General features: G+C 67.3%; 26 protein-coding genes, 1 tRNA gene and 2 pseudogenes. 17 read left to right on the forward strand and 12 right to left on the reverse strand.

Translation table 11 applies throughout. The features are described from left to right. Positions 1-160: 160 nt before the first annotated feature. Positions 161-245 (reverse strand) — tRNA-Leu (locus JQ639_RS25700). A gap of 267 nt (positions 246-512) precedes the next feature. Between JQ639_RS25700 and JQ639_RS25705 the strand changes: the two genes are divergently transcribed. Then, positions 513-1499 (forward strand): complex I NDUFA9 subunit family protein, encoded by a 987-nt coding sequence (locus JQ639_RS25705; protein WP_211968741.1) that lies wholly within the window; start codon positions 513-515, stop codon positions 1497-1499. A 194-nt stretch (positions 1500-1693) separates the two neighbouring features. Here JQ639_RS25705 and JQ639_RS25710 read toward each other — a convergent pair whose 3' ends face one another. Beyond that, entirely contained in the window at positions 1694-2500 is an 807-nt protein-coding gene (locus JQ639_RS25710) for an undecaprenyl-diphosphate phosphatase (RefSeq protein WP_211968740.1), read from the reverse strand. 302 nt (positions 2501-2802) lie between these two features. On the opposite strand from JQ639_RS25710, the gene JQ639_RS25715 reads away from it, so the two are divergent. Then, positions 2803-3495 carry a glutathione S-transferase family protein gene (locus JQ639_RS25715; protein ID WP_211968739.1) on the forward strand — a complete coding sequence of 231 codons (693 nt, stop codon included), beginning with the start codon at positions 2803-2805 and terminating at the stop codon, positions 3493-3495. Then, complete coding sequence (gene queG, locus JQ639_RS25720; protein WP_211968738.1) at positions 3444-4634, forward strand: tRNA epoxyqueuosine(34) reductase QueG; 1191 nt, start codon at positions 3444-3446, stop codon at positions 4632-4634. The genes JQ639_RS25715 and queG overlap by 52 nt, the downstream gene beginning before the upstream one ends. Positions 4635-4641: 7 nt before the next feature. Here the strand turns inward: queG and JQ639_RS25725 are convergent, their stop codons facing one another. Then, positions 4642-5427, reverse strand: coding sequence for an alpha/beta hydrolase (locus JQ639_RS25725; RefSeq protein ID WP_211968737.1), 786 nt, complete (start codon positions 5425-5427; stop codon positions 4642-4644). A gap of 361 nt (positions 5428-5788) precedes the next feature. Between JQ639_RS25725 and infC the strand changes: the two genes are divergently transcribed. Then, positions 5789-6328, forward strand: coding sequence for a translation initiation factor IF-3 (gene infC, locus JQ639_RS25730; protein WP_211969061.1), 540 nt, complete (start codon positions 5789-5791; stop codon positions 6326-6328). A gap of 176 nt (positions 6329-6504) precedes the next feature. Here the strand turns inward: infC and JQ639_RS25735 are convergent, their stop codons facing one another. Further along, positions 6505-6927 carry a hypothetical protein gene (locus tag JQ639_RS25735; RefSeq protein ID WP_211968736.1) on the reverse strand — a complete coding sequence of 141 codons (423 nt, stop codon included), beginning with the start codon at positions 6925-6927 and terminating at the stop codon, positions 6505-6507. A gap of 293 nt (positions 6928-7220) precedes the next feature. Here JQ639_RS25735 and rpmI point away from each other — a divergent pair, with 293 nt between their 5' ends. The 6 genes from rpmI (at position 7221) to JQ639_RS25765 (ending at position 13270) form a co-directional block, all read left to right on the forward strand. Next, complete coding sequence (rpmI, locus tag JQ639_RS25740; RefSeq protein ID WP_211968735.1) at positions 7221-7421, forward strand: 50S ribosomal protein L35; 201 nt, start codon at positions 7221-7223, stop codon at positions 7419-7421. Between the two features lie 69 nt (positions 7422-7490). After that, complete coding sequence (rplT, locus tag JQ639_RS25745; protein ID WP_211968734.1) at positions 7491-7850, forward strand: 50S ribosomal protein L20; 360 nt, start codon at positions 7491-7493, stop codon at positions 7848-7850. A gap of 131 nt (positions 7851-7981) precedes the next feature. Continuing rightward, complete coding sequence (gene pheS, locus JQ639_RS25750) at positions 7982-9064, forward strand: phenylalanine--tRNA ligase subunit alpha (RefSeq protein ID WP_211968733.1); 1083 nt, start codon at positions 7982-7984, stop codon at positions 9062-9064. Beyond that, positions 9061-11481 (forward strand): phenylalanine--tRNA ligase subunit beta, encoded by a 2421-nt coding sequence (gene pheT / locus JQ639_RS25755; RefSeq protein WP_211968732.1) that lies wholly within the window; start codon positions 9061-9063, stop codon positions 11479-11481. Before pheS ends, pheT begins: the two co-directional genes overlap by 4 nt. After that, entirely contained in the window at positions 11478-12248 is a 771-nt protein-coding gene (locus JQ639_RS25760) for a sulfite exporter TauE/SafE family protein (RefSeq protein ID WP_211968731.1), read from the forward strand. Before pheT ends, JQ639_RS25760 begins: the two co-directional genes overlap by 4 nt. A 65-nt stretch (positions 12249-12313) precedes the next feature. Beyond that, the gene (locus JQ639_RS25765; protein WP_211968730.1) at positions 12314-13270 is read left to right on the forward strand and encodes an MBL fold metallo-hydrolase; all 957 of its coding nucleotides are present in this window, start codon (positions 12314-12316) and stop codon (positions 13268-13270) included. Positions 13271-13305: 35 nt separating this feature from the next. On the opposite strand, the pseudogene JQ639_RS25770 reads toward JQ639_RS25765, so the two are convergent. The 4 genes and pseudogenes from JQ639_RS25770 to JQ639_RS25785 form a co-directional block, all read right to left on the reverse strand. Further along, a pseudogene (locus JQ639_RS25770) lies at positions 13306-13566 on the reverse strand (helix-turn-helix domain-containing protein); the annotation flags it as partial. A 93-nt stretch (positions 13567-13659) separates the two neighbouring features. Continuing rightward, positions 13660-14175, reverse strand: coding sequence for a hypothetical protein (locus JQ639_RS25775; protein ID WP_211968728.1), 516 nt, complete (start codon positions 14173-14175; stop codon positions 13660-13662). Positions 14176-14277: 102 nt separating this feature from the next. Continuing rightward, positions 14278-14691: a hypothetical protein gene (locus tag JQ639_RS25780; protein WP_211968727.1), complete on the reverse strand. Its 414-nt coding sequence runs from the start codon at positions 14689-14691 to the stop codon at positions 14278-14280. Positions 14692-15015: 324 nt separating this feature from the next. Then, positions 15016-16466: pseudogene (locus tag JQ639_RS25785) on the reverse strand (flavin monoamine oxidase family protein). Positions 16467-16676: 210 nt separating this feature from the next. Here JQ639_RS25785 and JQ639_RS25790 point away from each other — a divergent pair. Both JQ639_RS25790 and JQ639_RS25795 read left to right on the forward strand, forming a co-directional pair. Further along, entirely contained in the window at positions 16677-17558 is an 882-nt protein-coding gene (locus JQ639_RS25790) for a YiiX/YebB-like N1pC/P60 family cysteine hydrolase (RefSeq protein ID WP_211968725.1), read from the forward strand. A gap of 90 nt (positions 17559-17648) precedes the next feature. Next, positions 17649-18398 (forward strand): sulfate transporter family protein, encoded by a 750-nt coding sequence (locus JQ639_RS25795; protein ID WP_211968724.1) that lies wholly within the window; start codon positions 17649-17651, stop codon positions 18396-18398. 104 nt (positions 18399-18502) lie between these two features. On the opposite strand, the gene nth is transcribed toward JQ639_RS25795, so the two are convergent. Further along, positions 18503-19258 (reverse strand): endonuclease III, encoded by a 756-nt coding sequence (gene nth, locus JQ639_RS25800; protein ID WP_211968723.1) that lies wholly within the window; start codon positions 19256-19258, stop codon positions 18503-18505. Between the two features lie 22 nt (positions 19259-19280). Here nth and JQ639_RS25805 point away from each other — a divergent pair, with 22 nt between their 5' ends. The 4 genes from JQ639_RS25805 (at position 19281) to JQ639_RS25820 (ending at position 21979) form a co-directional block, all read left to right on the forward strand. Then, positions 19281-19820: a DUF2244 domain-containing protein gene (locus tag JQ639_RS25805; protein ID WP_211968722.1), complete on the forward strand. Its 540-nt coding sequence runs from the start codon at positions 19281-19283 to the stop codon at positions 19818-19820. A 53-nt stretch (positions 19821-19873) separates the two neighbouring features. After that, positions 19874-20770, forward strand: a complete 897-nt coding sequence (locus JQ639_RS25810) for a methylated-DNA--[protein]-cysteine S-methyltransferase (protein WP_211969060.1) — start codon at positions 19874-19876, stop codon at positions 20768-20770. A gap of 67 nt (positions 20771-20837) precedes the next feature. Next, positions 20838-21452: a helix-turn-helix domain-containing protein gene (locus tag JQ639_RS25815; RefSeq protein ID WP_211968721.1), complete on the forward strand. Its 615-nt coding sequence runs from the start codon at positions 20838-20840 to the stop codon at positions 21450-21452. After that, positions 21449-21979 carry a GNAT family N-acetyltransferase gene (locus JQ639_RS25820; protein WP_211968720.1) on the forward strand — a complete coding sequence of 177 codons (531 nt, stop codon included), beginning with the start codon at positions 21449-21451 and terminating at the stop codon, positions 21977-21979. The genes JQ639_RS25815 and JQ639_RS25820 overlap by 4 nt, the downstream gene beginning before the upstream one ends. A gap of 15 nt (positions 21980-21994) precedes the next feature. On the opposite strand, the gene JQ639_RS35425 is transcribed toward JQ639_RS25820, so the two are convergent. Further along, positions 21995-22273 carry a BA14K family protein gene (locus tag JQ639_RS35425; RefSeq protein ID WP_249123436.1) on the reverse strand — a complete coding sequence of 93 codons (279 nt, stop codon included), beginning with the start codon at positions 22271-22273 and terminating at the stop codon, positions 21995-21997. A gap of 221 nt (positions 22274-22494) precedes the next feature. On the opposite strand from JQ639_RS35425, the gene JQ639_RS25830 reads away from it, so the two are divergent. Further along, complete coding sequence (locus JQ639_RS25830; RefSeq protein WP_249123476.1) at positions 22495-23508, forward strand: AraC family transcriptional regulator; 1014 nt, start codon at positions 22495-22497, stop codon at positions 23506-23508. 30 nt (positions 23509-23538) lie between these two features. Here the strand turns inward: JQ639_RS25830 and JQ639_RS25835 are convergent, their stop codons facing one another. Further along, entirely contained in the window at positions 23539-24162 is a 624-nt protein-coding gene (locus JQ639_RS25835; protein ID WP_211968718.1) for a 2,3-bisphosphoglycerate-dependent phosphoglycerate mutase, read from the reverse strand. Positions 24163-24186: 24 nt separating this feature from the next. After that, positions 24187-24999 carry a 4-hydroxy-tetrahydrodipicolinate reductase gene (gene dapB, locus JQ639_RS25840; protein WP_211968717.1) on the reverse strand — a complete coding sequence of 271 codons (813 nt, stop codon included), beginning with the start codon at positions 24997-24999 and terminating at the stop codon, positions 24187-24189. Positions 25000-25108 lie beyond the last annotated feature (109 nt).

Below are 25108 nucleotides of genomic sequence, written 5' to 3' on the forward strand. Positions count from 1 at the left end.
AGGCGCCGTCCCGGCGGGGGACACACAACGATCTCAGCGAATGTAAGGAGGCGCCAGCCAGGGGATGCCCGCGCATGACATGATTCATCCGCCCGGGGCGGGCACTGCAGGGCAGCGGTCGTCAGGGAGATTTAGAGCGGCAGCACCATCAAGGAGATGATGGTGCCCAGGAAAGGACTCGAACCTTCACGGCTTGCACCACTGGTACCTGAAACCAGCGCGTCTACCAATTCCGCCACCTGGGCAACGCGCGACACATAGAGGGTCCGCTTTCGCCTTGTCAACACCGCGCATGCGCTTTGTCGTCATAAACATGCCAAGTCCCTGACGGATCGGCCGAACCTGAGGCACAGCGGCATCACCTCATGCCGCCACGCGGACGCGGGCGGCGCAAGCTGTCACGAACGCCCGCCAGAGCCACTGAGGCCTTGAACAGGGCCCTCCTCGTCATCTATCTGGTGTAAGCATGCACCGCACGCGGCCTTCATCGCGCCCAGCCCGGAACAGATCCCATGACCGAAGCCCATCTCCCAGCCAAGCGACCGTCGGAAACCCTGGTCACGATCTTCGGCGGGTCCGGCTTCCTCGGCCGCCATGTGGTTCGCGCGCTCGCCAAGCGCGACTATCGCATCCGTGTCGCGGTGCGGCGGCCTGATCTCGCCGGCCATTTGCAGCCGCTCGGCAAGGTCGGCCAGATCCATGCCGTGCAGGCCAATGTGCGCTACCCCGAATCGATCGCCGCCGCAGCGCGCGACAGCGACATCGTCATCAATCTCGTCGCCGTCCTGACCGAGAGCGGCGCGCAGACCTTCGACGCGGTGCAGGACAAGGGTTCCGCCGCGGTGGCGGAGGCGGCGAAGGCCGCTGGCGCGCGCCTGGTGCACGTCTCCGCGATCGGCGCCGACGCGCAGTCGGCCTGCGCCTATTTCCGGGCCAAGGCCGCCGGCGAGGCCGCGGCCCGCGCCGCGGTGCCGGATGCGATCGTCGTGCGCCCGTCGCTGCTGTTCGGCCAGGAAGACGACTTCACCAACCGTTTCGCGGCGCTCGCCCGCGCGCTGCCGGTGCTGCCGGTGGTTGGCGCCGACACCCGTGTGCAGCCGGCCTTTGTCGGCGACGTCGGACTGGCGATCGCTCAACTCGTCGATGGCCGCGGCACCAGCGGCGCGACCTATGAGTTCGGTGGCCCCGAGGTGCTGACGATCAGGCAGGTCTTCGAGATGATCCTCAAGTTCACCGAGCGCGACCGCACCCTGCTGCCGCTGCCGTTCGGCCTGGCCAAGCTCAAGGCGCTGTTCCTGCAGTTCGCGCCGGGTGCGCTCAAGCTGACGCCGGACCAGGTCGAGATGCTGCGCATCGACAATGTCGTGCCGGATGCGGCGAAGACCGCCGGCCTGACCCTTGAAGGCCTCGGCATCGTTCCGGAATCGCTGGAAGCGATCACGCCGTCCTATCTCTGGCGCTTCCGCAAGACCGGCCAGTTCCGCAGCAGCGCCGCCTGAGGCGGAGCGTCGGGACTTAAGGCGCCCCGCCCGGCCATCCAGGTCTTGCTTGCAGGTCTTGCCTGCAGATCTTTCGCGTCGAAATGCTGCAAAGACGTCCGATGCCCGGGACCACCCCGGGCATGATTGGACTTCATTGAAAGTACGATCCGTATTTTCAGCCGGCATCAGGACCAGCGCAGCCTTGCCGCCGGTTACTTGCCGAGCGCCAGCGCGATCAGGCCGAGCGTGCCGACCGTGACACGCCACCAGGCGAAGAATACGAAGCCATGGCGCGTGACGAAATCGAGGAACGTGCGCACCACGATGAGCGCAGTGATGAACGACACCACGAATCCGATCGCGATGATGGCGAGGTGATCGGTGCTCATCTCGGCGCGGCTCTTATACAGGTCGTAGACAAACGCGGCGACCATCGTCGGAATCGCGAGGAAGAACGAGAATTCCGCCGCTGAACGCTTGTCGGCGCCGAACAGCATCGCGGACACGATGCTGGCGCCGGAGCGCGACACGCCGGGGATCATCGCAACGCACTGGGCGATGCCGATGCCTAGATACATCGGCAGCGCGAAGGTGGTGGCGTCGTGATAGCGCGGCTTGAGGTCGAGCTGGTCGACCCAGAGCAGCACCGCACCGCCGACGATCAGCGAGAAGCAGACGACCCAGGGACTGAAGAGCACGGCTTTGATCGCGCTCCCGGCCACCAGCCCAACACCAACGGCCGGCAGGAATGCCACCAGCACGCCGATGACGAAACGCCGTGCATCCGGATCGCTGAACATGCCCATGGCGATGCGCCACAGCCGCTGGAAGTAGATCACCAGGATGGCGAGGATGGCGCCGAGCTGGATCAGTACGTTGAAGGTCTTCCAGAAGCCGACCTCGTCGAGGCCGAAGATGTGCGTCACCAGCAGCAGGTGACCGGTCGAGGAAACCGGCAGGAATTCGGTCAAACCTTCGACGATGCCGAGGATGACTGCCCTGATCGCGTCGGAAAACATGCGTGGCCCCGTGTGTCTGGCGCATGGCCGCGAAAAGCGGGAACCGGCCTCTCGACAAGATCATGCGCCGTCAAAAGGATGAAGCGCCTGCGCGGGATGCGCCGTACGCCGCCCTTGACCCCAAAAAAGCGGCTTCTTGTGGCCTATTCGCCGCAGCCCCGCAACGCCAAAAGCGGCCTCAGCCGGCGCCCGCGCTGCCCTGCCCGGCGTTCACATCATGCACACCCGGGTAGTGTGCAGCGCACGGCTGTCATATAACGGCGACGAACTTTTAAGCTTTTGCCTGTCTACCCAAGGTCTGCATGTTCACCCTGTTTCACCATCCCTTCTGCCCCCACTCGCGCTTCGTCCGGCTCGCGCTCGGCGAATACGGGCTCGATGTGCGGCTGGTGGAGGAGCGGGTGTGGGAGCGGCGGGAGGCATTTCTGGCCCTCAACCCCGCCGGCGCCACGCCGGTGCTGGTCGACGCGGGCATGCCGGCCGTCCCCGGCGCCGGCATCATCGGCGAATATCTCGACGAACAGCATGGCGCGGAGCTCGCCGACCACCGGCTGCTGCCGGCGAATCCCGCCGAGCGCATCGAGGTGCGCCGGCTGATGGCCTGGTTCCATGACAAGTTCTATGAGGAGGCCAGCGGCCCGCTGGTCACCGAGCGCATCTACAAGCGCTACATGAGCGAGGAAAACGGCGGCGGCCCGCCCTCGACCGACGTGATTCGCGCCGCCAAGGCCAATGTGCGCTATCATCTCGCCTATATCGGCTGGCTGGCCCGCTCGCGGAACTTCCTGGCGGGCGACACGCTGACCTACGCGGACCTCGCCGCGGCGGCGCACCTGTCGGCCATCGACTATGTGGGCGACGTGCCATGGAGCGAGGACGACGCGGCGAAAGCCTGGTACGCGCGGATCAAGTCGCGGCCGTCGTTCCGTCCGCTGCTGAGCGAGTGGCTGGCGGGCATCCCGGCATCGCCGACCTACGTGGACCTCGACTTCTGACCGATCCCCCCGCCGCGGCGGCCGATCTGAAGGCGGCCCTCGCCCGCGAGGCGCACGCGCTCGGCTTCGACACCATCGGCATCACTGACCCCGCCGCGATCGCCGGCGTCGGCGCGCGTCTTGAGACCTTCCTGCAATCCGGCGCCCACGGCGACATGGACTGGCTGGCCAACGCGCCGGAGCGGCGCGCCGATCCGCGGGTGCTGTGGCCCGACGTGCGCTCCGTCATCATGCTCGGGGTCAACTACGGCCCCGACGAAGACCCGATGGCGCTGCTCAACGCCCGCAGCCGCGCGGCGATCTCGGTCTATGCGCGCGGCGACGATTATCACGACATCATCAAGAAGCGGCTGAAGACGCTGGCGCGCTGGCTGCTGGCACAGGCCGGCGGCGACGTGAAGGTGTTCGTCGACACCGCCGCGGTGATGGAGAAGCCGCTCGCCCACCAGGCTGGCCTCGGCTGGCAAGGCAAGCACACCAATCTGGTGTCGCGCGGCTTCGGGTCGTGGCTGTTTCTCGGCGCGATTTTCGCCACCTGCGAGCTGCCGCGCGATGCCGCAGAGGCCGATCACTGCGGCTCATGCCGCACCTGCCTCGACAGCTGTCCGACCGCGGCGTTTCCCGCGCCCTACCAGCTCGATGCGCGGCGCTGCATCTCGTACCTGACGATCGAGAACAAGGGCCCGATCCCGCATGAATTCCGCCGCGCGATGGGCAACCGCATCTATGGCTGCGACGACTGTCTCGCCGCCTGTCCCTGGAACAAGTTCGCGCAGGCCGGCCGCGAGGCGAAGCTGAGCGCGCGCGCCGAGCTGCGTGCGCCCGCGCTCGCCGATCTCGCGCGGCTCGACGACACGGCGTTTCGCGCCCACTTCACCAAATCGCCGGTCAAGCGGGTCGGCCGCGACCGCTTCGTGCGCAACGTGCTGATCGCAATCGGCAACTCCGGCGATCCCGCGCTGGCCGCGGAGGCCGTGGCGCTGCTCGACGACGCCAGCCCGCTGGTGCGCGGCGCCGCGGTGTGGGCGCTGGCGCAGCTCGCGCCCGACGAGTTCGCGCGACGCGCGTCCGTGACAACGGATAGCGATGCAGGCGTGCAGCAGGAATGGGCGCGCGCACTGGCCGCGCCCGACGCCTGAGACGATCTCAGGACAGCTCCGCCACCGTCGCCAGCAGCCGTGCGATGTCCTGCGGCCGCGACAGACGATGATCGCCGTCCTGGATCATGGTCAGCACCACATCCTCGCTCGGCAGGCGATGGGTCAGCTCGAACGCATGCTGCCAGGGCACGTCCGGGTCGCGCGCGCCCTGCAGGATGCGGACGGGACAACCGGTATCGATGGAGCGGTCGAGCACGAGATGGTTGCGGCCGTCCTCGATCAGGCGGCGCGTGATCGGCTGCGGATCGCCGTACTCCGACGGGCGGTACCATACGCCTCTGGCCTCGATCTCGGCGCGGATCTCCGGCGAGAACGACTTCCACATCAGCGCCTCGGTGAAATCCGGCGCCGGCGCGATCAGCACAATGCCGGCAAGCGAAGCGCGTTGCTGCGCGGTGCGCTGGCGCAGCGCCCGCGCCAGCAGCAAGGCCATCCACCCGCCCATCGACGAGCCAACGACGATCTGCGGTCCGCTGCAGAAACGGTCGAACACCGCAAGGCTCTCTTCGGCCCAGCGTCCGATGGTGCCGTCGATGAACGCCCCGCCGGATTCGCCATGCCCCGAATAATCGAAACGGATGCACGCGCGGCCCCGCGCGGCTGCCCACTCGTCGAGCGCCTGGGCCTTGGTGCCCTTCATGTCCGAGGCGAACCCGCCGAGCCAGAACAGCCCGGGGCCGGTTCCCGGCCGCGCGCGCACGGCGATCGCGCGGGCGTCCGCGCCGCTGCCGACCTCGATCATCTCCGCCGCCGTCTCGACCGAACCGTTCATCCCTGCTGACCTTTCCTGTCTGCCGGGCATACCTGCCAGAGCGCCCGACATCCCTCTCCCTGCCGCACGACGGCTTTGTAACCGACTTCATCCCGCCCAGGCACGGGAAACGCATGATTCCGTACGATTTTCGCGATTTGAAGGATTCCTCGCCGGCCGCAGCACGATCCCGCTTGCGAAAAGTGATGGCACTTTTTATGTGTGCCGGGGCTTTTAGAGCCGACGCTCCGCGTGGCGCGTTCTGTGCGGCCAAAATACCTCTCACGCGGCGGTCCGGGCTTCGGCCGGCGCATCTGCGCTTGCCCGCACCCCATGAATGCTTCAGACTACGCGCTTCACCAACAACATTGGAGTTCTACCCATTCGCCGTCCCAGCAGAGCGCCAGCCCCCGTCCAGAAGGACGGACCGCGCACGAACGATGAGATCCGCAACGCGCAAATCCAGCTGATCGACCAGCACGGCACCAATCACGGCACGATCGAGACGATCGTGGCTATCAGGCTGGCCATCGAGGCCGGCATGGATCTGGTCGAGATCTCGCCGAACAACGTGCCTCCCGTCTGCAAGATCATGGACTACGGGAAGTACAAGTTCCAGGCGCAGAAGAAGGCCGCCGAAGCTCGCAAGAAGCAGAAGGTTGTCGAGATCAAGGAGATCAAGCTCCGCCCGATGATCGACGATCACGACTACGGCGTGAAGATGAAGGCGATGCTGCGGTTCTTCGAGGAAGGCGACAAGGTCAAGATCACCTTGCGCTACCGGGGCCGCGAGATGGCGCACCAGGAGATCGGCACCAAGCTGCTCGACCGGGTCAAAGCCGATGTCGCCGAACTCGCCAAGGTCGAGCAGGACGCGAGGTTCGAGGGCCGTCAGGTCGTCATGGTGCTGGCGCCGCGCTGAACGATCGCGCCGGTCATCTCAAATTCTGTCGCGCGGCCCGTCAGATTCCTGATGGGCCGTTTTGATTCCGGCACCGACAAACGCCCGCCGGCACCGCATCACGCAAAAAAAACGGCGCCGCACCAGTGGTGCCGCGCCGCTCCCGGCCCGCGGGCCGACGGTCGACTGAAACAGCGTCAGAGGCTGCGCACGGCCTCCCAACGGCCGCTGCAGGCGGTGGAGGCCGACTTGCCGCTCCACTGGCCGGCCCCGGTGTTGCCGTTGAGCTTGCCGCTGGCGCTCGCGCGCTGATCGCCACGGCCGATCGACACGTTGACATTGCCGCCCTCGCCGACGCTGCCGGAGATATCGAAGCCGCCATCGCCGGAATAGCTGATCTGGCCGCCGGAGACCTTCACCGCGTAGCTGTAGGCCGGGTCGCAGTCGCCCGACTGGGTGATGATGGTGACCCGCCACATGCCGTCATGGGAGGCGCCGGCCTTCGAATAGCCGGCGAGTGCAATCGCCAGCGCGAAGGCCGCGACGGCGAAGATCCCGCGAAACAGCTGGAGCCGCACGATGTCGGCGGGAATGGCGATCGTCTTGGCAATCCTGGCCATGGGCATGTGTCCGGTCGATGGCGGGAGTAAATTCTGAAGACGCCTGATATAGGGTTCCCGGCGGGGATGCGATAGTGCAATGCACAATAAATTCCGTTCCCGGTTGCCATTTCCCCATGTCTCTGCCATAAGCCCAGCCTTCGTCGACCGGCTGATCAAGGGCTGCCGTGGCGACGTACCAGCCGGCGCTTCCATTTCCTGGAAAGTGCCAGCTTTTTCAACGCTCTAGCGAGCATTTAACCGACCGAGCGCCCTCGCGGGCGGCTTTTGCGTGTCGGCAGTAGGAGAGCCAAATGCCCAAGCTGAAGACCAAGTCAGGCGCTAAAAAGCGCTTCAAGGTGACCGCCTCCGGGAAGGTCAAGCATGCTCAGCGCGGCAAGCGCCACGGCATGATCAAGCGGACGAAGAAGCAGATTCGTCAGCTCCGTGGCACGCGCGTGCTGTTCAAGACCGACGGCGACAACGTCAAGAAGTACTTCTTGCCGAACGCCTGATCCCTGATCGCCGGGCCGCACCATCGCGGCCGTTTTTCGTCACCATTCGAGATTTTGAGGAGGTCTGTCATGGCTCGCGTCAAGCGCGGAGTGACGGCTCACGCCAAGCACAAGAAAGTCTACAAGGCCGCCAAGGGTTATTATGGCCGCCGCAAGAACACGATCCGCGCCGCCAAGCAGGCGGTGGAGAAGGCCGGCCAGTACGCCTTCCGTGATCGCAAGCGCAAGAAGCGCACCTTCCGCGCCCTCTGGATCCAGCGCCTGAACGCCGCTGTGCGTCCGTTCGGCCTGACCTACAGCCGATTTATCGACGGCCTCGCCAAGTCGGGCGTGACTGTGGATCGCAAGGTGCTGTCGGATCTGGCCATCCATGAGCCGGCGGCTTTCCAGCTGATCGCCGAAAAGGCCAAGGCCGCTCTCGCGGCCTGAGACCTTCAACGCCCGTACTGACGAGGCCGACACGACCGGGGCTTTGACCTGAAGCCCCGACCGTTCGGCTGGGCCTTGTTGACCCCCGCCGGACGATCCACCGAGATCATTGTTCCGCTTTGGGGCCCAAGATGTCCGAACTCAACGCTCTGCAAGCCGATCTGCTCAGCCAGATCGCCGCGGCCTCCGACGAGGCCGCGCTCGAGGCCGTGCGCGTCTCAGCGCTCGGCAAGAAGGGCTCGATCTCCGCACTGCTCGCGACCCTCGGCAAAATGTCGCCGGAGCAGCGCAAGACCGAGGGCGCCGCGATCAACGCGGTGAAGGACGGCGTCTCCCAGGCACTCGCCGCCCGCCGCGACGTGCTGAAGGCCGCCGCGCTCGATGCCCGCCTCGCGCGCGAGACGGTCGACGTCACCCTGCCGCTGCGCGACACCGCCACCGAAGCCGGCCGCATCCACCCGCTGACCCAGGTGTGGGACGAACTCACCACCATCTTCGCCGACATGGGCTTTGCGGTGGCCGAAGGTCCGGACATCGAGACCGACGACTACAACTTCACCAAGCTGAACTTCCCCGAGGGCCATCCGGCCCGCGAGATGCACGACACCTTCTTCTTCAATCCGAAGGAAGACGGCTCGCGCCTCCTGCTGCGCACTCACACCTCGCCGGTGCAGGTGCGCACCATGCTGAGCCAGACGCCGCCGATCCGCGTGATCTGCCCGGGCCGCACCTACCGCATCGACTCGGACGCGACCCATACGCCGCAATTCCACCAGGTCGAGGGCCTCGTCATCGACAAGGGCTCGCACCTCGGCCACCTCAAGTGGATCCTGCACGAGTTCTGCAAGGCGTTCTTCGAGGTCGACAACATCAACATGCGCTTCCGGCCGTCGTTCTTCCCGTTCACGGAGCCGTCGCTGGAAGTCGATATCCAGTGCCGCCGCGACAAGGGCGAGATCCGCTTCGGCGAGGGCGAGGACTGGCTGGAGATTCTTGGCTGCGGCATGGTTCATCCGAACGTGCTGCGCGCCTGCAACATCGATCCCGACGTCTATCAGGGCTTCGCCTGGGGCATGGGCATCGACCGCATCGCGATGCTGAAATACGGCCTGCCCGACCTGCGCGCGCTGTTCGACGCCGATGTGCGCTGGCTCGACCACTACGGCTTCCGGCCGCTTGAAATCCCGACACTGGCCGGAGGGCTGTCGTCATGAAGTTCACCCTGTCCTGGCTGAAGGAGCACCTCGTCACCGACGAGCCGCTGGACAAGCTCGCCGACAAGCTGACCATGATCGGCCTCGAGGTCGAGCACATCGAGGACAAGGGCAAGGCGCTGGCGCCGTTCACCATCGCCCGTGTGATCTCGGCCGAGCAGCATCCCAATGCCGACCGGCTGCGGGTGTGCATGGTCGACACCGGCGAGGGTGCTCCCGTGCAGGTGGTGTGCGGCGCGCCGAACGCGCGCGCCGGCCTTGTCAGCGTGTTCTCGCCGCCCGGCACCTTCATTCCCGGCAAGAACATCACGCTTGGCGTCGGCACCATCCGCGGCGTCGAGAGCCGCGGCATGCTGTGCTCGGCCGCCGAGCTTCAGCTGTCGGAAGACCATGACGGCATCATCGAGCTGCCGGCGGACGCGCCGATCGGCCAGCCCTATGCGGAGTGGGCGAAACTCGGCGATCCCGTGATCGAGATCAACCTGACGCCGAACCGGCAGGACTGCACCGGCGTGCATGGCATCGCCCGCGACCTGTCGGCCGCCGACATGGGAACGTTGAAGGATCCGGCGATCAAGCCGGTGAAGGGCGAATTCCCGTGCCCGGTGCAGGTCACCGTCGAGGACGCCACGCTGTGTCCGGGCTTTGCGCTGCGCCTCGTGCGCGGCGTCAAGAACGGCCCGTCGCCGGAGTGGCTGCAGAAGCGGCTGACCTCGATCGGCCTGCGCCCGATCAACGCCCTCGTCGACATCACCAACTTCATGACGTTCGACCGCAGCCGCCCGCTGCATGTGTTCGACGCCGCCAAGGTCAAGGGCAACCTCACCGTGCGGCGCGGCCGCACCGGGGAGACGCTGCTCGCGCTCGACGGCCGCACCTACACGCTGGACGACCAGGTTTGCGTGATCGCCGACGACCATGGCGTCGAATCGCTCGCCGGCATCATGGGCGGCGAGGCGTCGGGCTGCTCCGACGACACCACCGACGTGCTGATCGAATCGGCGCTGTGGAACGAGATCAACATCGCCCAGACCGGCCGCAAGCTCGGCATCAACTCGGATGCGCGCTATCGCTTCGAGCGCGGCGTCGATCCGGCCTTCATGGTGCCGGGCCTCGAGCTCGCGACCAGGCTGGTGATGGAGCTGTGCGGCGGCACGCCGTCGGAAGCCGTGGTGATCGGCAAGACCCATGGCGACGACCGGGTGATCGACTACCCGCTCACCGAACTCAAGCGTCTCGCCGGCATCGAGGTGCCGCTGATCGAGACACGCCGCATCCTCGGCCATCTCGGCTTCATGGTGGCCGGCAATGGCCCGGTGGTGAAGGTGGCGGTGCCGTCCTGGCGCAGCGACGTCTCCGGCAAGGCCGACATCGTCGAGGAGATCGTGCGCATCGTCGGCGTCGATCGCGTTCCGATGGTGCCGTTCGAGCGCGGCGACAGCCCGCGCAAGCCGGTGCTGACGCCGCTGCAGCTGCGCACGCGCCGCGCCAAGCGCGCGCTGGCGGCGCGCGGCATGATCGAAGCGGTGACCTGGTCGTTCATTCCCAAGGCCCAGGCCGAGCTGTTCGGCGGCGGGCAGCCGGAGCTTGCGCTCGCCAACCCGATCGCGGCGGACCTCTCCGACATGCGGCCGAGCCTGCTCGCGGGCCTCGTGCGTTCAGCGCAGGCCAACGCCGACCGCGGTTTCCCTGACGTCGCGCTGTTCGAGGTCGGCCAGATCTTCCGCGGCGACCGTCCGCAGGACCAGCAGATGGCGGCAAGCGGCATCCGCCGCGGCCTCGCCTCGTCGCGCTCGCCGGGACGGCACTGGTCGGGCTCGGCAACCGTCGACGCCTTCGACGCCAAGGCCGACGCGCTGGCGGTACTCGCTGCCGCGGGTGCGCCGGTGCAGGCGATCCAGGTGGTGGCGACGCGCGAGGCGAAGAACGCTCCAGCGTGGTTGCATCCGGGTCGCTCCGGCGTGCTGCAGATCGGGCCGCAGAACGTGCTGGGCTATTTCGGCGAGCTGCATCCGCGCGCGCTCGAGGTGCTGGATGCCGAGGGGCCGCTGGTCGGCTTCGAGGTGGTGCTCGACCGCATCCCCGACGCCAAGGCGAAGCCGACCCGGGCCAAGCCGCTGCTCGACCTGTCGCCGTTCCAGCCGGTGTCGCGCGACTTCGCGTTCATCGTCGATCGCGCCGTCAAGGCCGGTGACGTGGTGCGCGCCGCACAGGGCGTCGACCGCAAGCTGATCACCGCGGTGAACGTGTTCGACCTCTACGAGGGCAAGGGCATCGACGACGGCAAGAAGTCGCTGGCGATCGCCGTGACGCTGCAGCCGCGCGACAAGACCCTGACCGACCAGGAGATCGACGCGGTCGCGGCCAAGGTCGTCGCCGAGGTGACCAAGAAGACAGGCGGCGTGCTGCGCGGATGAACTTCGCAGCACTGCTGCCGTCGGACATCAGTCCCCATCATGTGCTTGCGATCGGCGCCATCGCGCTGATCGCAGGCGCCGCGCGCGGCTTTTCCGGGTTCGGCTCCGCGCTGATCTTCATGCCGCTGGCGAGCACGTTTGCCGCGCCGAGCCTCGTCGCCGGCCTGTTGCTGGTGATCGATTCGGTCGCGGCCGTGCCGCTGATCCCCGGTGCGCTGAGACATGCCGACCGCCGGCCGGTGACCGCGATGGTGCTCGGCGCCGTCGTCGGCGTGCCGATCGGCACCTATGCGCTGACCCGCCTCGATCCGGTGGTGACGCGCTGGATCATTTCGGCCTTCGTCGTCGCCATGCTGGCGCTGATCGCATCGGGCTGGCGCTACCGCGGCACCGACCGCGGCGGTATCGCCATGGCCGTCGGCAGCGTGTCCGGCTTTTGCGGCGGCCTCGCCCAGACGGGTGGACCGCCGGTGGTCGCGTACTGGCTGGGACGGCCGATCGAGCCGCAGGTGGTGCGCGCCAACATCGTGCTGTTCTTCGCAGGCTCCGACGTTGTGTCGGTGGCGAGCTACCTGGTCGCCGGGCTGTTGACCTCCGACGTGCTCAAGCTCGCCCTGCTGATCGGCCCGGTGTTCGCGTTCGGGCTGTGGCTCGGCGCGCAGATGTTCGGCAAGGCGAGCGAGACGCTGTTTCGCACCATCTGCTACGCGCTGATCGCGCTCGCCGCGGTGGTCGGCCTGCCGCTGTTCGACGGCCTGCTGCGCTGAAGCGCTTGCCTCGCCGCATGCGGCGAGACTACGCTTCGCGACCTTGATGAGCCGGAGTTCCCATCATGATCGATCGTCGCGGCCTGCTGATCGCGGGCGCCTTCGGCGCCGTCACGGCGGCCACCGCGCCGCTGCGCGCGCTGGCAGAAGACGCCGGCAAGAAGCCGCGTACCCGCATCGTCTTCCTCGGCACCAAGGGCGGACCCCGGGTCGGGATCGGCGCGGCCAATCCGGCCAATGCCGTGGTGGTGAACGGCACGCCCTACGTGATCGACTGCGGCATGGGCGTCAGCCGCCAGCTGGTCAACGCCGGCATCGCCATTCCGTCGGTGAAGTACATCTTCATCAGCCACCATCACTCCGACCACAACCTCGAATACGGCAATCTCGTCTACAACGCCTGGGCGGCCGGTCTGTCGACGCCGGTGCATTCGTTCGGTCCCAAGGGGCTGGAGGCGATGACCAGGACGTTCTGGGAGCTCAACAGGTTCGACGTCGACACCCGCATCGCCGACGAAGGCCGCCCCGATCCCCGCCCGCTGCTGATCGCACGGGACATCACCGACAATGGCGTCGTGCTCAAGACCGAGGACGTCACGGTCACCGCGTTCCGCACGCCACATCCGCCGATTACCGACAATTTCGCCTACAAGTTCGAGACGCCGGACGGCACGATCGTGTTCTCCAGTGACACCGCCTACAATCCGAAGCTCGCCGAATTCGCCAAAGGCGCCGACGTGCTGGTGCACGAGGTGCTGTACGAGCCGGCGGTCGACCGTCTCGTCCTCAAGACGAAGAATGGCGCGACGCTCAAGAAGCATCTGATGGACAGCCACACCACGACCGATGATGTCGGCCGCATCGCCGCCGCGGCCGGCGTCAAGACGCTGGTGCTGAGCCATTTCGTGCCGGGCGACGATCCCGCCGTCACCGACGCCGACTGGACCGAGGGCGTCAAGAAGCACTTCAGCGGCCGCGTCGTCGTCGCCAGGGATCTGATGGAGCTGACGCTGCCGGTGTGAGAACGCTCAGCCGCGCGGCCAGACGCGAGGGCACGTCATGGCGCCGTCGTCACGGCCTTCGCACCGCGGGCCCGGCTCGGCGGCAGGGCATGGAAGCGCCCCCACGCCCGCCGCAGCTGCCGCGAGGAGGCGAAGCCGGCGCGCTCCGCGACGCGCTCCATGTCGAGCCGCGTGCCTTCGACCAGCTCCCGCGCCAACGCGACGCGGATGCGATTGACGTAATCCGTCACGCTCATGCCGGCATGCTCGTTGAACAGGCGCGACAGATGCCGCGCGCTGGTGTGCGCGATCACGGCCCGCGCCCGCCATCCTCAGGACGACGCCTGTGCCGCAGGCGCCACCATGCGCGCCTGCGGCCAGGACACCGACTGCCCCGCCCCCGAGACGTCCTACCCGAACCAGTAGCGCACGATGCGATGGCTGCCCGGATCGGTCTCGAAGTTGACCCGGTCGCGCCGGTAGTCCTTGGGGATGGGATCGCCCGTGCGATAGACGCGCACCGTATGACCGATCAGGTCGGCGATCCGGTCCGGATGCGGATCGGATCCCAGCAGATTTGCGGCGATCGCCATATCGAGAGGAAATGGATCCTCATCCCCGGCGAGGGCTGGATTCGCAGCCCGCTCCGGGGCGAACGACCACATCCTGAAGCCCAGGCTCGACAGCTGGAAAAGCTGCTGACGCGTGACCCCGCCGAGCGCGATCGAAAACACGTTGGCCCAGGCGGTCGGCGAACCGCACAGCGCGGGGATGAAAATCGGCAGTCGCTCATGCTGCCCCCCGCCAATGACGCGAATCCCGATCGCTTCGATTGCATCGGCATCGACCTTCAGCGGACGCGGCTTGATTTCCGGCTCGCACTGGATGGTCCCGTCCTGCTTGTACACGCTGGCAGCAAGATCCATGGCACACACTCCTCCTGACGACCGCGCCACGGATGCATCCGGTGGCGGCCGTTCGAAATTCACATGATGAAGTCATGACGCCGGTGGCAGGGATCGCCCTGCCTAGAACACTACGAAAGCCGCCGTCCCGGACAGCGCCTGCACGGTGTAGAAATCGGCCTGGCCGTTGGGTTGGCCCACGATCGATCCGCGATGCAGCGTGGTGATGGATTCCGTGGCCACCGGCGCGATATCCGACAGCCGCAGATTGACCCGCGGAATCAACACCGTGAACGTCGTCGATCCGGCGTCCGTGGTTTCATGCAGCACCACGCTCACCAGCGTGCCGAGTTCGCTTGCGGTGCTGCGGATCTGGTCGCCGCTGAACTGCTTGTTGAGGCTCGCCGAGTGGTAGCTGAAATGGGGCCTGCCGTCGAAACCCGACGTTGAATAGGTGATCTGCAGTCCGCCTCCGGACAGTTCATAGAGAGTCGGATGCCTGGTTCCGGCCGGGGCCGGGTTCGAAGCTGCACTCATGGTGTGTCTCCTCGTTGTCCATGCAGGGTTGACCGCATGACGACGACCGACATCGGGCCCGCTCCTGAAAGCAGCCAATCAAATGCACGTCACGGTTTCCGCGCGTCGCGGCGTCGGACACATCAGCCCCGGCGGCAGGGCGCGCTCATTTTTTTGTGTCAGGAACGGGCGGAGATATCGGCTCCGCATGCGTCTTCAAAATCGCGAATGATCAAACGACTTCACCACCAATGCAGAGATGTAAGCAGAAAGCCCGTCGTCTTGTCCAGCGTATTCGCGGGGAGCGCGGCCACCGCGCATCCCCTCGAAGCGACAGCAATGCGCTCAGCCGCGCGGCCAGGACATCGCCGACGACGGCGCGCGGGGGGCTTCGTGCCGGGGCCGGGACTGCCGTGCCGGGCGCGACACCGCCGCAGGCGCGGCTTCCTTCGCGCCACCGATTCGCTTGAGCGCGGCATCCGCCGCGCGCTCGCCGCTCTCCCAGGCGCCGCCGACGGTGCCCCACTGCGTCTCGTGCGTGGCCTCGCCGGCGAGCAGCAGCGGGCCGAGCGGCTCGCCGAGCACGCGCCGGCTGCCCTGCGCGCCGGGCGCGGCCGCCGACATTGCGCCGAGCACATAAGGAGCCGCATCCCAGCGCGTCACGCTGGTGCGCCTGACCCCGCTCACCGCATCGCTGCCGAACAGCTTGCCGAGCCATTCGCGCGCGAAAGCAACCATTGCCGCCTCGCCCTGCGCCGACAGGTCGCGGCCGAAGCCACCGCCGACATCGACACTGCAGACCGACGAGCCGCCGACATTGGCGACGAGCGACGCGGTGCGGTTGTCGCGGCTCTGCTCGATCAGCACGTCGTCGCGTCCGAGGCCGAGCGGATTGCCCGGCAATTCGAGCGCGATGTGGTCGCTATTGCCAAGCGTGAGCTTCGACGCCGCATCGAGCTGGCGCTTCGGCAGTTCGGGCGCGAAGCGGATCTTGCCCGATGTCAGCACGCTGGTGGACGCGGTGACGATGACGACGCGCGCGCTGACGTTGCCTGCGGGCGTTTCCACCGTGCAGTCGCGATTGCCCCAGACGATGCGCGTCGCCGGCGTCGACAGCGCGACAGGCAAGCCCTCGGCCAGTTTGACCATGAGTGCCCCCACGCCGGGACGCACCGACATTGCCGCGTCACGGCGCAGCGCGCGCACCTGGTCGACCGTCGACAGGTCCTTGAGATCCTTGCCGGTGGCGTAGGGCCCGAGCAGAAACTCGGTCGCGCCGCTCCAGTCGCCGAGATCCTTCGGCAGGACCGCAGCGCAGGCGATGTCGGCGCGCCGTGCGCCGTCGTCGATGGCGCGGTTGGCGCGCACCAGTGTCGCGAGAAAATCCTCCGCCTCGCCCGCGCGGGCGTAGCGGCGGCCGATCCGCATCTTCTGGCCCTGCGGCGCGGCGACCAGCTCCATGCCGGCGCTGCGCGCGAGTTTCGCCAGCGGCTGCAGATCGGGATTGTAGAGCCAGCGCGCGCCGCGATCGAATGGCCCGTCGAACGTGGTCGCGTCGGTCTGGCAGCGGCCGCCGATCGCAGCGCCTGCCTCCAGGACCAGCACCTTGCGGTTGGCGGCGGCGATCCGCCGCGCCGCGGCAATGCCGGCGGCGCCGGCGCCGATCACGACAATGTCAGCATCGCGCGGCAGCGGCGCGGCCGATGCGATGGAACGGCCGCCGACCACAAGACCCAGCGACAATCCAACGAAATTCCGGCGTGTCAGCAGCATCGCGGGTATCCTGAAATTGTCATCGCATGGTTTCCGAAGCTTTGCGAATGCCGTGCCGCCGTCTGGCGCGCTTCGCCAACTTGCCGTATTGACTGGGGGTCGGCAACGGTCATGGTTACCTGATCCTTGATCCGATTGGCGAGCGATGAACCAAATTGCAATGGCTTTCGACCATCATGATGGGCGCCAAGGATAAAGCGGCCGGGACGAGCCGCGGCGGGGGAGAGACCATCATGGGTTTCGTGCTCGACACTGTGGGAAAGTGGATTGCGCACTACCTCCAGAAGGAGGAGCCAGGCTATGAGCCGTTCACGCCGAGCGACCCGACGCGCCTGCGTGAGGTGATCCAGCAAGGCGACGTGCTGCTGGTCGAAGGCAACAGCCGCATCTCCGGTATCATCAAGTATCTGACGCAGTCGACATGGTCGCATGCCGCGCTGTATGTCGGCCCGATCGACGGCGCGATGGAGCCGGACGGCGAGCCGCACGTGCTGATCGAGGCCAATGTCGGCGAAGGCGTGACCTCGGCGCCGCTGTCGAAATACTTTCGCTATCACACCCGGATCTGTCGCCCGATCGGACTGTCCTTCGAGGACCGCACGACAGTGTGCCGCTACACCATCAACCGCATCGGCTTCGGCTACGACACCAAGAACATCGTCGACCTGATGCGCTACCTGATCCCGCTGCCAGTGCCGCAACGCTGGCGGCGGCGCATGATCGCCATGGGTTCGGGCGATCCGACCAAGATCATCTGCTCGGCGCTGATCGCCCAGGCATTCGGCGCTGTGCGTTATCCGATCCTGCCGAAGATCACCGAAGCCGGCAGCCGCCAGGCACGACGCGAGATCCTGCACATCCGCGATTCCTCGCTGTACATGCCGCGCGACTTCGACATCTCGCCCTACTTCGCCATCGTCAAACCGACCATCGATCGCGGCTTCGACTACACCGCGCTCCACTGGGCCGACAAGCCCAAGCCGCTCGCGGAGGTAGCGGCCGACGAGGATCCCTTTCCGGAAGGACTCGTCGAAGCGCCGGAGGCGTCGCTCGCGCCAGCCGACCTCGTGACGGCGCCGCAGCGCCCTCTCGCCCACCTGGAACCCGCGGCCTGACCGCGCGCCGGGCGGCATTCCCGGCCAACGCCCTTGCGCGCCCGCGCGTGCATCTCTACCTCTGGCAACGGTTTTGACCGGAGGAGCGGCATGCTCGACGCTGCGACCAAAGCACTGGCCCAGATGGCATCGGCCCCGATGCGCGCCATCCTGTGGAAGGCCATCGGGCTGTCGCTGGTGCTCATTGTCGTCGTCGGCATCGCCCTGCAGCGCCTGCTGACCTGGTTTGCCACGTCCGGCGAGGTGTGGCTGGAGACCAGCATCGGCCCGTCCTATCACACGGCGATCAATGCGCTGGCGTGGATGCTGTCGATCGCTGCCAGTCTCGGCATCGTGTTCGGCGCGGTGTTCCTGATGCCGGCGATCACCTCGTTCGTCGCCAGTTTTTTCGTCGACGACATCGCCGACATCGTCGAGCGCGAACACTATCCCGCTGAACGCGCCGGCTCCGCGCTGCCGATCGGCGTCGCCGTGATGGAGGGCAGCAAGACCGCGCTGCTGACCATCCTGGTCTATCTGATCGCGCTGCCGTTCGTATTCCTGGCGGGCGCCGGCTTCGCGGTGTTCTTCATCGCCACCGCCTGGCTGCTCGGGCGCGAGTACTTCGAGCTCGCCGCCATGCGCTTCCGGTCGCCCGCGGAAGCCAAGGCGCTGCGCAAGCAGAACAGCGCCATGGTGTTTGCGGCGGGACTGTTCATCGCCGCGTTCGTGTCGATCCCGATCGTCAATCTCGCGACGCCGCTGTTCGGCATGGCGTTCATGGTGCACATCCACAAGCGCCTGTCGGGCCCGCGCCCGGAGCTGATCGAGCCTGGCCGCCTGCGCATCCCGCAGGCCTGAGCGATCGACCACGCGCCGGAATCTCCGGTTCGGCGACAGGCCGGGATTCCGCATGGCCGCAGCGCGGCGTCCGAAATGACACCGGGAGATATCCGGTGCCTGGCCTACACCGTCTTTTCCGGCCAGCGGCAGAGATCGTTGATCAGGCAGCGCTCGCACAGCGGCTTGCGCGCGATGCAGGTGTAGCGGCCATGCAGGATCAGCCAGTGATGGGCATGGCGCTTGAATTCGGCGGGAATGATGCGTTCGAGCTTGAGCTCGACCTCGAGCGGCGTCTTGCCGGGCGCGAGCCCGGTGCGGTTGCCGACGCGGAACAGGTGGGTGTCCACCGCGATGGTCGGCTCGCCGAAGGCGATGTTGAGCACGACATTCGCGGTCTTGCGGCCGACGCCTGGCAGCGCCTCGAGCGCCTCGCGGTCGCGCGGTACCTCGCCGCCATGCCGCTCGATCAGCAGCTGCGACAGCGCGATGACGTTCCTGGCCTTGTTGCGATAGAGGCCGATCGTCTTGATGGCGTCGCGCACGCGCTCTTCGCCGAGGGCCAGCATCTTCTGGGGCGTGTCGGCGATCGGAAACAGGTTGCGCGTCGCCTTGTTGACGCTGACGTCGGTGGCCTGCGCCGACAGCGCAACCGCCACCAGCAGCGTGTAGGGGTTGACGTACTCAAGTTCGCCCTTGGGCTCGGGGTCGGCGTCATGAAAGCGGCGGAACGCCTCGGTGACCTCGGCCACGGACCATGGCTTGACGGCCTTCGGCTTGCGCCGGACGGCCACTTTGGCAACGGTTTGCTTGCGGGGGGAGGACACGGATGCCGTCGCGGCCTTCGTTTTCGCCGTTCGGCCGCTCGTCTTTTTTGCCATGATCCCGGTATAATGAAGCGTGATGACGTCCGGCAACGATTTTGATCATGACGCGGTGCCCCCCCACGACGCGATGAGCACCGTGGTGTTTGCGGCGCGGCTCGAACCGCACCGTTCGCTCAACCGGACCGGCTTCATCGCGCTGATGGTCTTCGTCAGCATCGTGAGCTTCGTCGCCGGCCTTGCTTTTCTGCTGATGGGCGCCTGGCCGGTGTTCGGCTTCTTCGGTCTCGACGTGCTGGCGATCTACTGGGCGTTCCGCGTCAACTTCCGCCGTGCCGCCGCCTATGAGGAGGTTCGCCTGACCTACGGCGAATTGCGGTTGCGCCGGGTCAGCCATCGCGGCCGCAGCCTCGAATGGACCTTCAATCCGGCGTGGCTCAGCCTGCAGCAGGAGAGCTTCGAGGAGTTCGGCATCGAGCACCTCTATCTGGTGTCGCGCGGTCGCCGCATCGGCATTGCGAGCTTTCTCAGCCCCGAGGAAAAGGGAAGCTTTTACAACGCATTGACTGCGGCGCTGCACGAGGCCCGGCGCGGCCCGACCTACAATCCGGTGACCTGAGCGACATCGGAAATCGGGTGGCTCGCCGCCGCCATCACGTCTACATGGGGAGCATGATGACGCTCGCTCTCGACCACCACCGTTCCGCCAGGCCGGGCCCGCAGGATGCCGCGCTGCGCGACTATGATTCCGTGCGCCGCGCGATCGCCTTCATTTCCGAGCGCTGGCGCGCGCAGCCGACCATCGAGTCGATTGCCGACGCCGCCGGCGTCACCGCCGACGAGCTTCACCACCTGTTCCGCCGCTGGGCTGGCCTGACGCCCAAAGCGTTCATGCAGGCGCTGACCCTCGACCACGCCAAGGGCCTGCTGCGGGATTCCGCCAGCATCCTCGATGCCGCGCTCGATTCCGGCCTGTCGGGCCCGGGGCGGCTGCACGACCTGTTCGTCACCCACGAGGCGATGTCGCCCGGCGAGTGGAAGACCGGCGGTGCCGGCATGGTGATGCATTACGGCTTCCATCCCTCGCCCTTCGGGAGTGCGATCGTGATCGCCACCGAGCGTGGGCTCGCCGGCCTCGCCTTCGCCGACCCCGGCCAGGAACAGCCGGCCTTCGCCGACATGCAGCGACGCTGGCCCAACGCGACATACGTCCAGGACCAGGACGGCACCGCCGGCCTCGCCCGACGGGTGTTCGACAACCGGCTGTGGCGGCAGGACCAGCCGCTGCGGGTGATCCTGATCGGCACCGATTTCGAGGTCCGGGTCTGGGAGACCCTGCTCAAGATCCCGATGGGCCGCGCCTCGACCTACTCGGACATCGCCGCAAGAATCGAGCGGCCAAAGGCGTCGCGCGCCGTCGGCGCGGCGGTCGGCAAAAACCCGGTGTCGTTCGTGGTGCCCTGCCATCGCGTGATCGGCAAAAGCGGCACCCTCACCGGGTACCACTGGGGCCTGACCCGCAAGCAGGCCATGCTGGGCTGGGAGGCCGGGCAGGTGGGCATCAGCTAGCGGAACTGCCACTTGACGCCCCATCCATCATGTTGGATTTTATTTCCTCTATGATGGATATTCGCCCATGGACTCGGACATCAACACCCGGATTGCCGCCCGGCTGCGTGGCCTGCGCGCCGCCCGCGGCCTGACGCTCGACACCCTCGCCACCCGGTGCGGCGTCAGCCGGTCGATGATCTCGCTGATCGAGCGCGGCGAAACCAGTGCCACCGCCGTGGTGCTGGAGCGGATCGCGGCCGGCCTTGGCGTCGCGCTGGCCAGCCTGTTCGAGCCGACCGAGGCCACCGCCGATCCGGTGTCGCGCCGGAGCGATCAGGCGGTGTGGCAGGATCCGGCGTCCGGCTATGTCCGCCGCAACGTCTCGCCCGCCAGCCCGCTGACGCCAATCCAGATTGTCGAGGTCACGTTCCCCGCCGGCGCCCATGTGACTTACGATCATGTGACTTACGATCATGCTGCCTCCGGCACCGGCGGCCGCGCCGCGCCGCTTCACCATCAGGTCTGGGTGCTGGAGGGGGCAATCGAGGTAACCGTCGGCGACGCCAGCCACGCGCTGGACAGCGGCGACTGCCTCGCGTTCACGCTCGACCGGCCCACCGCCTATCGCAATCCGCACAAGCACCCGGCGCGTTACGCCGTGGTGATCGTCGGCAGCGCCGGCGCATGGAGCAAGCCATGACCGCGCACGCGACCACGGCGGATATTCGCAGACTTCACACTCTCGCCGAGGGCGACATCGCCGGCCTCGCCGATGTCCTGATCGACTGTGTCGAAGGCGGCGCGTCGGTCAGCTTCATGCATCCGCTGTCGCGTGCGACAGCGATGGCGTTCTGGCGCGGCATCGCCGCCGACGTCGCGAGCGAGCGGCGTCTGCTGCTCGCCGCCGTCGATGCCGGCGGCATTGTCGGCACCGTGCAGGTGATCGCGGCACAGCCGGACAACCAGCCGCACCGCGCCGACATCGCCAAGATGCTCGTGCACCGCAGGGCGCGGCGCCACGGCATCGGCGCCGCGCTGATGCGCGCGGCGGAAGACGCCGCACGCGATGCGGGCAAGACACTGCTGGTGCTCGACACCGTCACCGACAGCGACGCTGCACGCCTTTACGCCCGGCTCGGCTGGGTGCTGAGCGGCCACGTACCCGACTACGCGTTGTGGCCACGCGGCGGCCTGTGCAGCACGAGCTTCTATTACCGCCGGCTCTGACGCGCTTCGACGCCGTTACTGGCAGACGCGCCGGCGGCCGTCACGCCCCACATATGTACCGCTCGCCGGATCGAACGAGCGATAGCGCTGTGCGCACGACGCATCGCGATCCCGCGTCTCGGCGGCGGCATATGCCCGTGCCGGCGAAGGACAACTGTTGGTAAAGGGCGGCGCCGGATACCCGTCGACACATCCGATCTCGCCGGGGCCACGCGCCTGCGCCGTGCCGCTCAACGCGAATGTCATCGCCACCAGCGCCGCCCGGGCGCACACCATCATCGCTGCCTTCGTCATCGGAGCCTCTGATTCAGCGGTTCACGGCCAGTTGAACGTGTCGCCCAACGTGAAGCAGCCGTCGTCCGCGCTGGAGGTGACATGCGCATCGGCCGCGCCATTGCCATGTATCGCGCGTCCAGAACTTCAAACCGGCCGTCCAGATCCCCATATATCGGCTGGTCCGTCGCCGCCATCCGGCGCCGGGGTGTTTGCCTGTGACCAGCGGGAGCCGGATCGTGATGGAAGACGGCCTGTCCGAACTGCTGCAAACCGTCCGCGTCGAAGAAGCCGCGTGCCTGCGCGCGGAGCTCACCGCGCCATGGGGCTGTCGCCAGGATGCGTCTGCGCATGCGCTGATTTACATCTGCGTGGCCGGCGCGGCTTATATCGCAACTGCCAGTGGACAATCAGCGATGCTGCGCGGCGGCGGCTGTGCGGTGCTCGCCCATGGCAGCGCGCACGCGCTGAAGGACTCGCCTTCAAGCCCGGCGATGGAGCGGATCCCGACGCCTGATATCGATGCCGACACCGGATTGCCGGTGATCCGCTGCGGCGGGGGCGGCGGCGAGACGGCTCTGATCGCGCTAGAGCTGCAGCTCGACCGCGTGCGGGCACGGCCGCTGATGCGGGTGCTGCCGCCGCTGATTCATATCCCCGGCGAAGACGGCATGTTGCCACCATGGGCGCGGCCGCTGGCACAGGCCAGCGACCTCGAGCTTGCACAACGCAGGCCCGGCGCCGCAGCGACGCTGACCCGCCTTGCCGAAATGCTGTTCATCCAACTGGTGCGCGCCGCGGCCGCGGACCTTGCGGCGGACGAGCAAGGCGCGTCTCGCGGACACTGGTCGCCGCAAGTGATCACCGCGATCCGCCTGATCCGCGAGCAGCCCGGCAAACGCTGGTCGGTCGCGACTCTCGCCGCGCAGGTCGGGATGTCACGCTCGGCATTCGCGGCCGTGTTCTCACGAGAGATGGAGGCGCCGCCGATGCAGTATCTCGCCAGCCAGCGCATGCTGCGGGCGGCGGAGCTGCTGCGAACGCCCGACATTGCGATTGCTGAAATCGCGTTCCTGGTCGGATACGAGTCCGACATCGCATTCGCACGCGGGTTCAAGCGGCATCATGGCATTGGGCCGGGAGCCTATCGCCGCGGGGCACAGCTCAGGCCGCCAGCGGATCCGCTGCGGCCCGCCGATCGCGCCGCGCCGACGATGCAGATGCTGCGCATGACCCAGCGTCCGCGGTCGGCGTGACGGTGGACACTTGCGCGTCGCCGCGGGCGATCAGCCGGCGAGATCGACCTTGGAGGCGACGGTCGAGTCGGCGTTGAGCTGATAGATCACCGGCGCGCCGGTGCCGAGCTCGCGCTTGAGGATCTGCTCGGGCGTCAGCTTCTCCAGCACCATGATCAGCGCGCGCAGCGAATTGCCATGGGCAGCGACCAGCGTGCGCTTGCCGCGCAGCACGAACGGCAGGATCTCCTGCACGTAGTATGGCAGCGTGCGCGCCAGCGTATCCTTGAGGCTCTCGCCGCCGGGCGGCGGCACGTCGTAGGACCGGCGCCACACCAAGACCTGCTCCTCACCCCACTTGGCGCGGGCATCGTCCTTGTTGAGGCCGGAGAGATCGCCATAGTCGCGCTCGTTGAGCGCCTGGTCGCTGATCACCGGAATGCCGGGCTGTCCCAGCTCGTCCATCGCGAGCTTGAGCGTGTGCTGGGCGCGCGTCAGCGCCGAGGTGAACGCGATGTCGAAGGCGTAGCCGTTTTCCTTCAGCTTGCGGCCGGCGGCACGGGCTTCCGCGATGCCCTGCTCGGTGAGGTCGGGATCCTTCCAGCCGGTGAACAGGTTCTTGAGATTCCATTCGCTCTGGCCATGACGCACCAGCACAAGGCAACGATCGCTCATTCTTCGCTTTCCGGAGGTTGGATGTCAGTCACTGAGGCCGAGCACATCGGCCATGGAATAGAAGCCGGGTGTTTTGTCGCGCGCCCACAGCGCCGCCTTGAGCGCGCCACGGGCGAAGATCATGCGGTCCTCGGACTTGTGCGACAGCTCGACCCGCTCGTACGGCCCGGCGAAGATCACGGTGTGATCGCCCGTCGAGGTGCCGCCGCGCAGCGTCGCGAAACCGATGTCGCCGCGCTCGCGCGCGCCGGTGTGACCGTCGCGCGCCCGCACGGAACGCTGCTGGAGATCGATGCCGCGGCCTTCCGCCGCCGCGCGGCCGAGCATGTAGGCCGTGCCCGACGGCGCATCGACCTTGGCGCGGTGATGCATCTCCAGGATCTCGATATCGAAGTCCTCGTCCAGCGCCCGCGCGACTCGCTTGACCAGCGCCGCGAGCAGGTTGACGCCGAGGCTCATATTGCCGGACTGCACCACGACCGCTCGCTTGGTGACGCTGCGGATCACCGCATCGTCGGACGGCGTCAGCCCGGTGGTGCCGATGACATGGACGATGCCGCGCTCGGCGGCGATCGCGACATTCGCGATGGTCGCCGCCGGCACGGTGAAATCGATGATGCCGTCGGCCTGCGCCGACAACGCCCAGAGATCGGCCGACAGCAGCACGCCGTTCGGCGACAGCCCGGCGAGCAGGCCGGCGTCCTGGCCGATGAACTCGGAGCCCGGCACCTCGAGCGCGCCCGACAGCACGACCCCGTCGGTCTCGGCGATGGCACGCACAAGGGTGCGGCCCATGCGGCCACCGGCGCCCGCCACGATCAATCGCATGTCAGCCATGGCCCGTCATCCTCGTCCCGCGGAACCCGTTGAAAAGGCGCTGTAAACGGCGCCGCCGCACGGGGCGCCAACCCCGGCGGCTGCATCTATAGGCGATGGGGCGGGCGTT

Source organism: Bradyrhizobium sp. U87765 SZCCT0048 (assembly GCF_018131225.1).
In the GTDB taxonomy this organism is placed as follows: domain Bacteria; phylum Pseudomonadota; class Alphaproteobacteria; order Rhizobiales; family Xanthobacteraceae; genus Bradyrhizobium_A.

Coding starts and splice junctions, on each gene's coding strand:
- JQ639_RS25810 (WP_211969060.1), top strand. CDS start 19,874: ATGATGACGCTCGCTCTCGACCACCACCGTTCCGCCAGGCCGGGCCCG.
- JQ639_RS25705 (WP_211968741.1), top strand. CDS start 513: ATGACCGAAGCCCATCTCCCAGCCAAGCGACCGTCGGAAACCCTGGTC.
- JQ639_RS25820 (WP_211968720.1), top strand. CDS start 21,449: ATGACCGCGCACGCGACCACGGCGGATATTCGCAGACTTCACACTCTC.
- JQ639_RS25710 (WP_211968740.1), bottom strand. CDS start 2,500: ATGTTTTCCGACGCGATCAGGGCAGTCATCCTCGGCATCGTCGAAGGT.
- dapB (WP_211968717.1), bottom strand. CDS start 24,999: ATGGCTGACATGCGATTGATCGTGGCGGGCGCCGGTGGCCGCATGGGC.
- JQ639_RS25725 (WP_211968737.1), bottom strand. CDS start 5,427: ATGAACGGTTCGGTCGAGACGGCGGCGGAGATGATCGAGGTCGGCAGC.
- rplT (WP_211968734.1), top strand. CDS start 7,491: ATGGCTCGCGTCAAGCGCGGAGTGACGGCTCACGCCAAGCACAAGAAA.
- JQ639_RS25815 (WP_211968721.1), top strand. CDS start 20,838: ATGGACTCGGACATCAACACCCGGATTGCCGCCCGGCTGCGTGGCCTG.
- JQ639_RS25715 (WP_211968739.1), top strand. CDS start 2,803: ATGTTCACCCTGTTTCACCATCCCTTCTGCCCCCACTCGCGCTTCGTC.
- rpmI (WP_211968735.1), top strand. CDS start 7,221: ATGCCCAAGCTGAAGACCAAGTCAGGCGCTAAAAAGCGCTTCAAGGTG.
- JQ639_RS25790 (WP_211968725.1), top strand. CDS start 16,677: ATGGGTTTCGTGCTCGACACTGTGGGAAAGTGGATTGCGCACTACCTC.
- JQ639_RS25735 (WP_211968736.1), bottom strand. CDS start 6,927: ATGGCCAGGATTGCCAAGACGATCGCCATTCCCGCCGACATCGTGCGG.
- JQ639_RS25780 (WP_211968727.1), bottom strand. CDS start 14,691: ATGAGTGCAGCTTCGAACCCGGCCCCGGCCGGAACCAGGCATCCGACT.
- pheT (WP_211968732.1), top strand. CDS start 9,061: ATGAAGTTCACCCTGTCCTGGCTGAAGGAGCACCTCGTCACCGACGAG.
- JQ639_RS25775 (WP_211968728.1), bottom strand. CDS start 14,175: ATGGATCTTGCTGCCAGCGTGTACAAGCAGGACGGGACCATCCAGTGC.
- JQ639_RS25765 (WP_211968730.1), top strand. CDS start 12,314: ATGATCGATCGTCGCGGCCTGCTGATCGCGGGCGCCTTCGGCGCCGTC.
- nth (WP_211968723.1), bottom strand. CDS start 19,258: ATGGCAAAAAAGACGAGCGGCCGAACGGCGAAAACGAAGGCCGCGACG.
- JQ639_RS25830 (WP_249123476.1), top strand. CDS start 22,495: ATGGAAGACGGCCTGTCCGAACTGCTGCAAACCGTCCGCGTCGAAGAA.
- JQ639_RS25760 (WP_211968731.1), top strand. CDS start 11,478: ATGAACTTCGCAGCACTGCTGCCGTCGGACATCAGTCCCCATCATGTG.
- JQ639_RS25805 (WP_211968722.1), top strand. CDS start 19,281: ATGACGTCCGGCAACGATTTTGATCATGACGCGGTGCCCCCCCACGAC.
- JQ639_RS35425 (WP_249123436.1), bottom strand. CDS start 22,273: ATGACGAAGGCAGCGATGATGGTGTGCGCCCGGGCGGCGCTGGTGGCG.
- pheS (WP_211968733.1), top strand. CDS start 7,982: ATGTCCGAACTCAACGCTCTGCAAGCCGATCTGCTCAGCCAGATCGCC.
- JQ639_RS25835 (WP_211968718.1), bottom strand. CDS start 24,162: ATGAGCGATCGTTGCCTTGTGCTGGTGCGTCATGGCCAGAGCGAATGG.
- JQ639_RS25795 (WP_211968724.1), top strand. CDS start 17,649: ATGCTCGACGCTGCGACCAAAGCACTGGCCCAGATGGCATCGGCCCCG.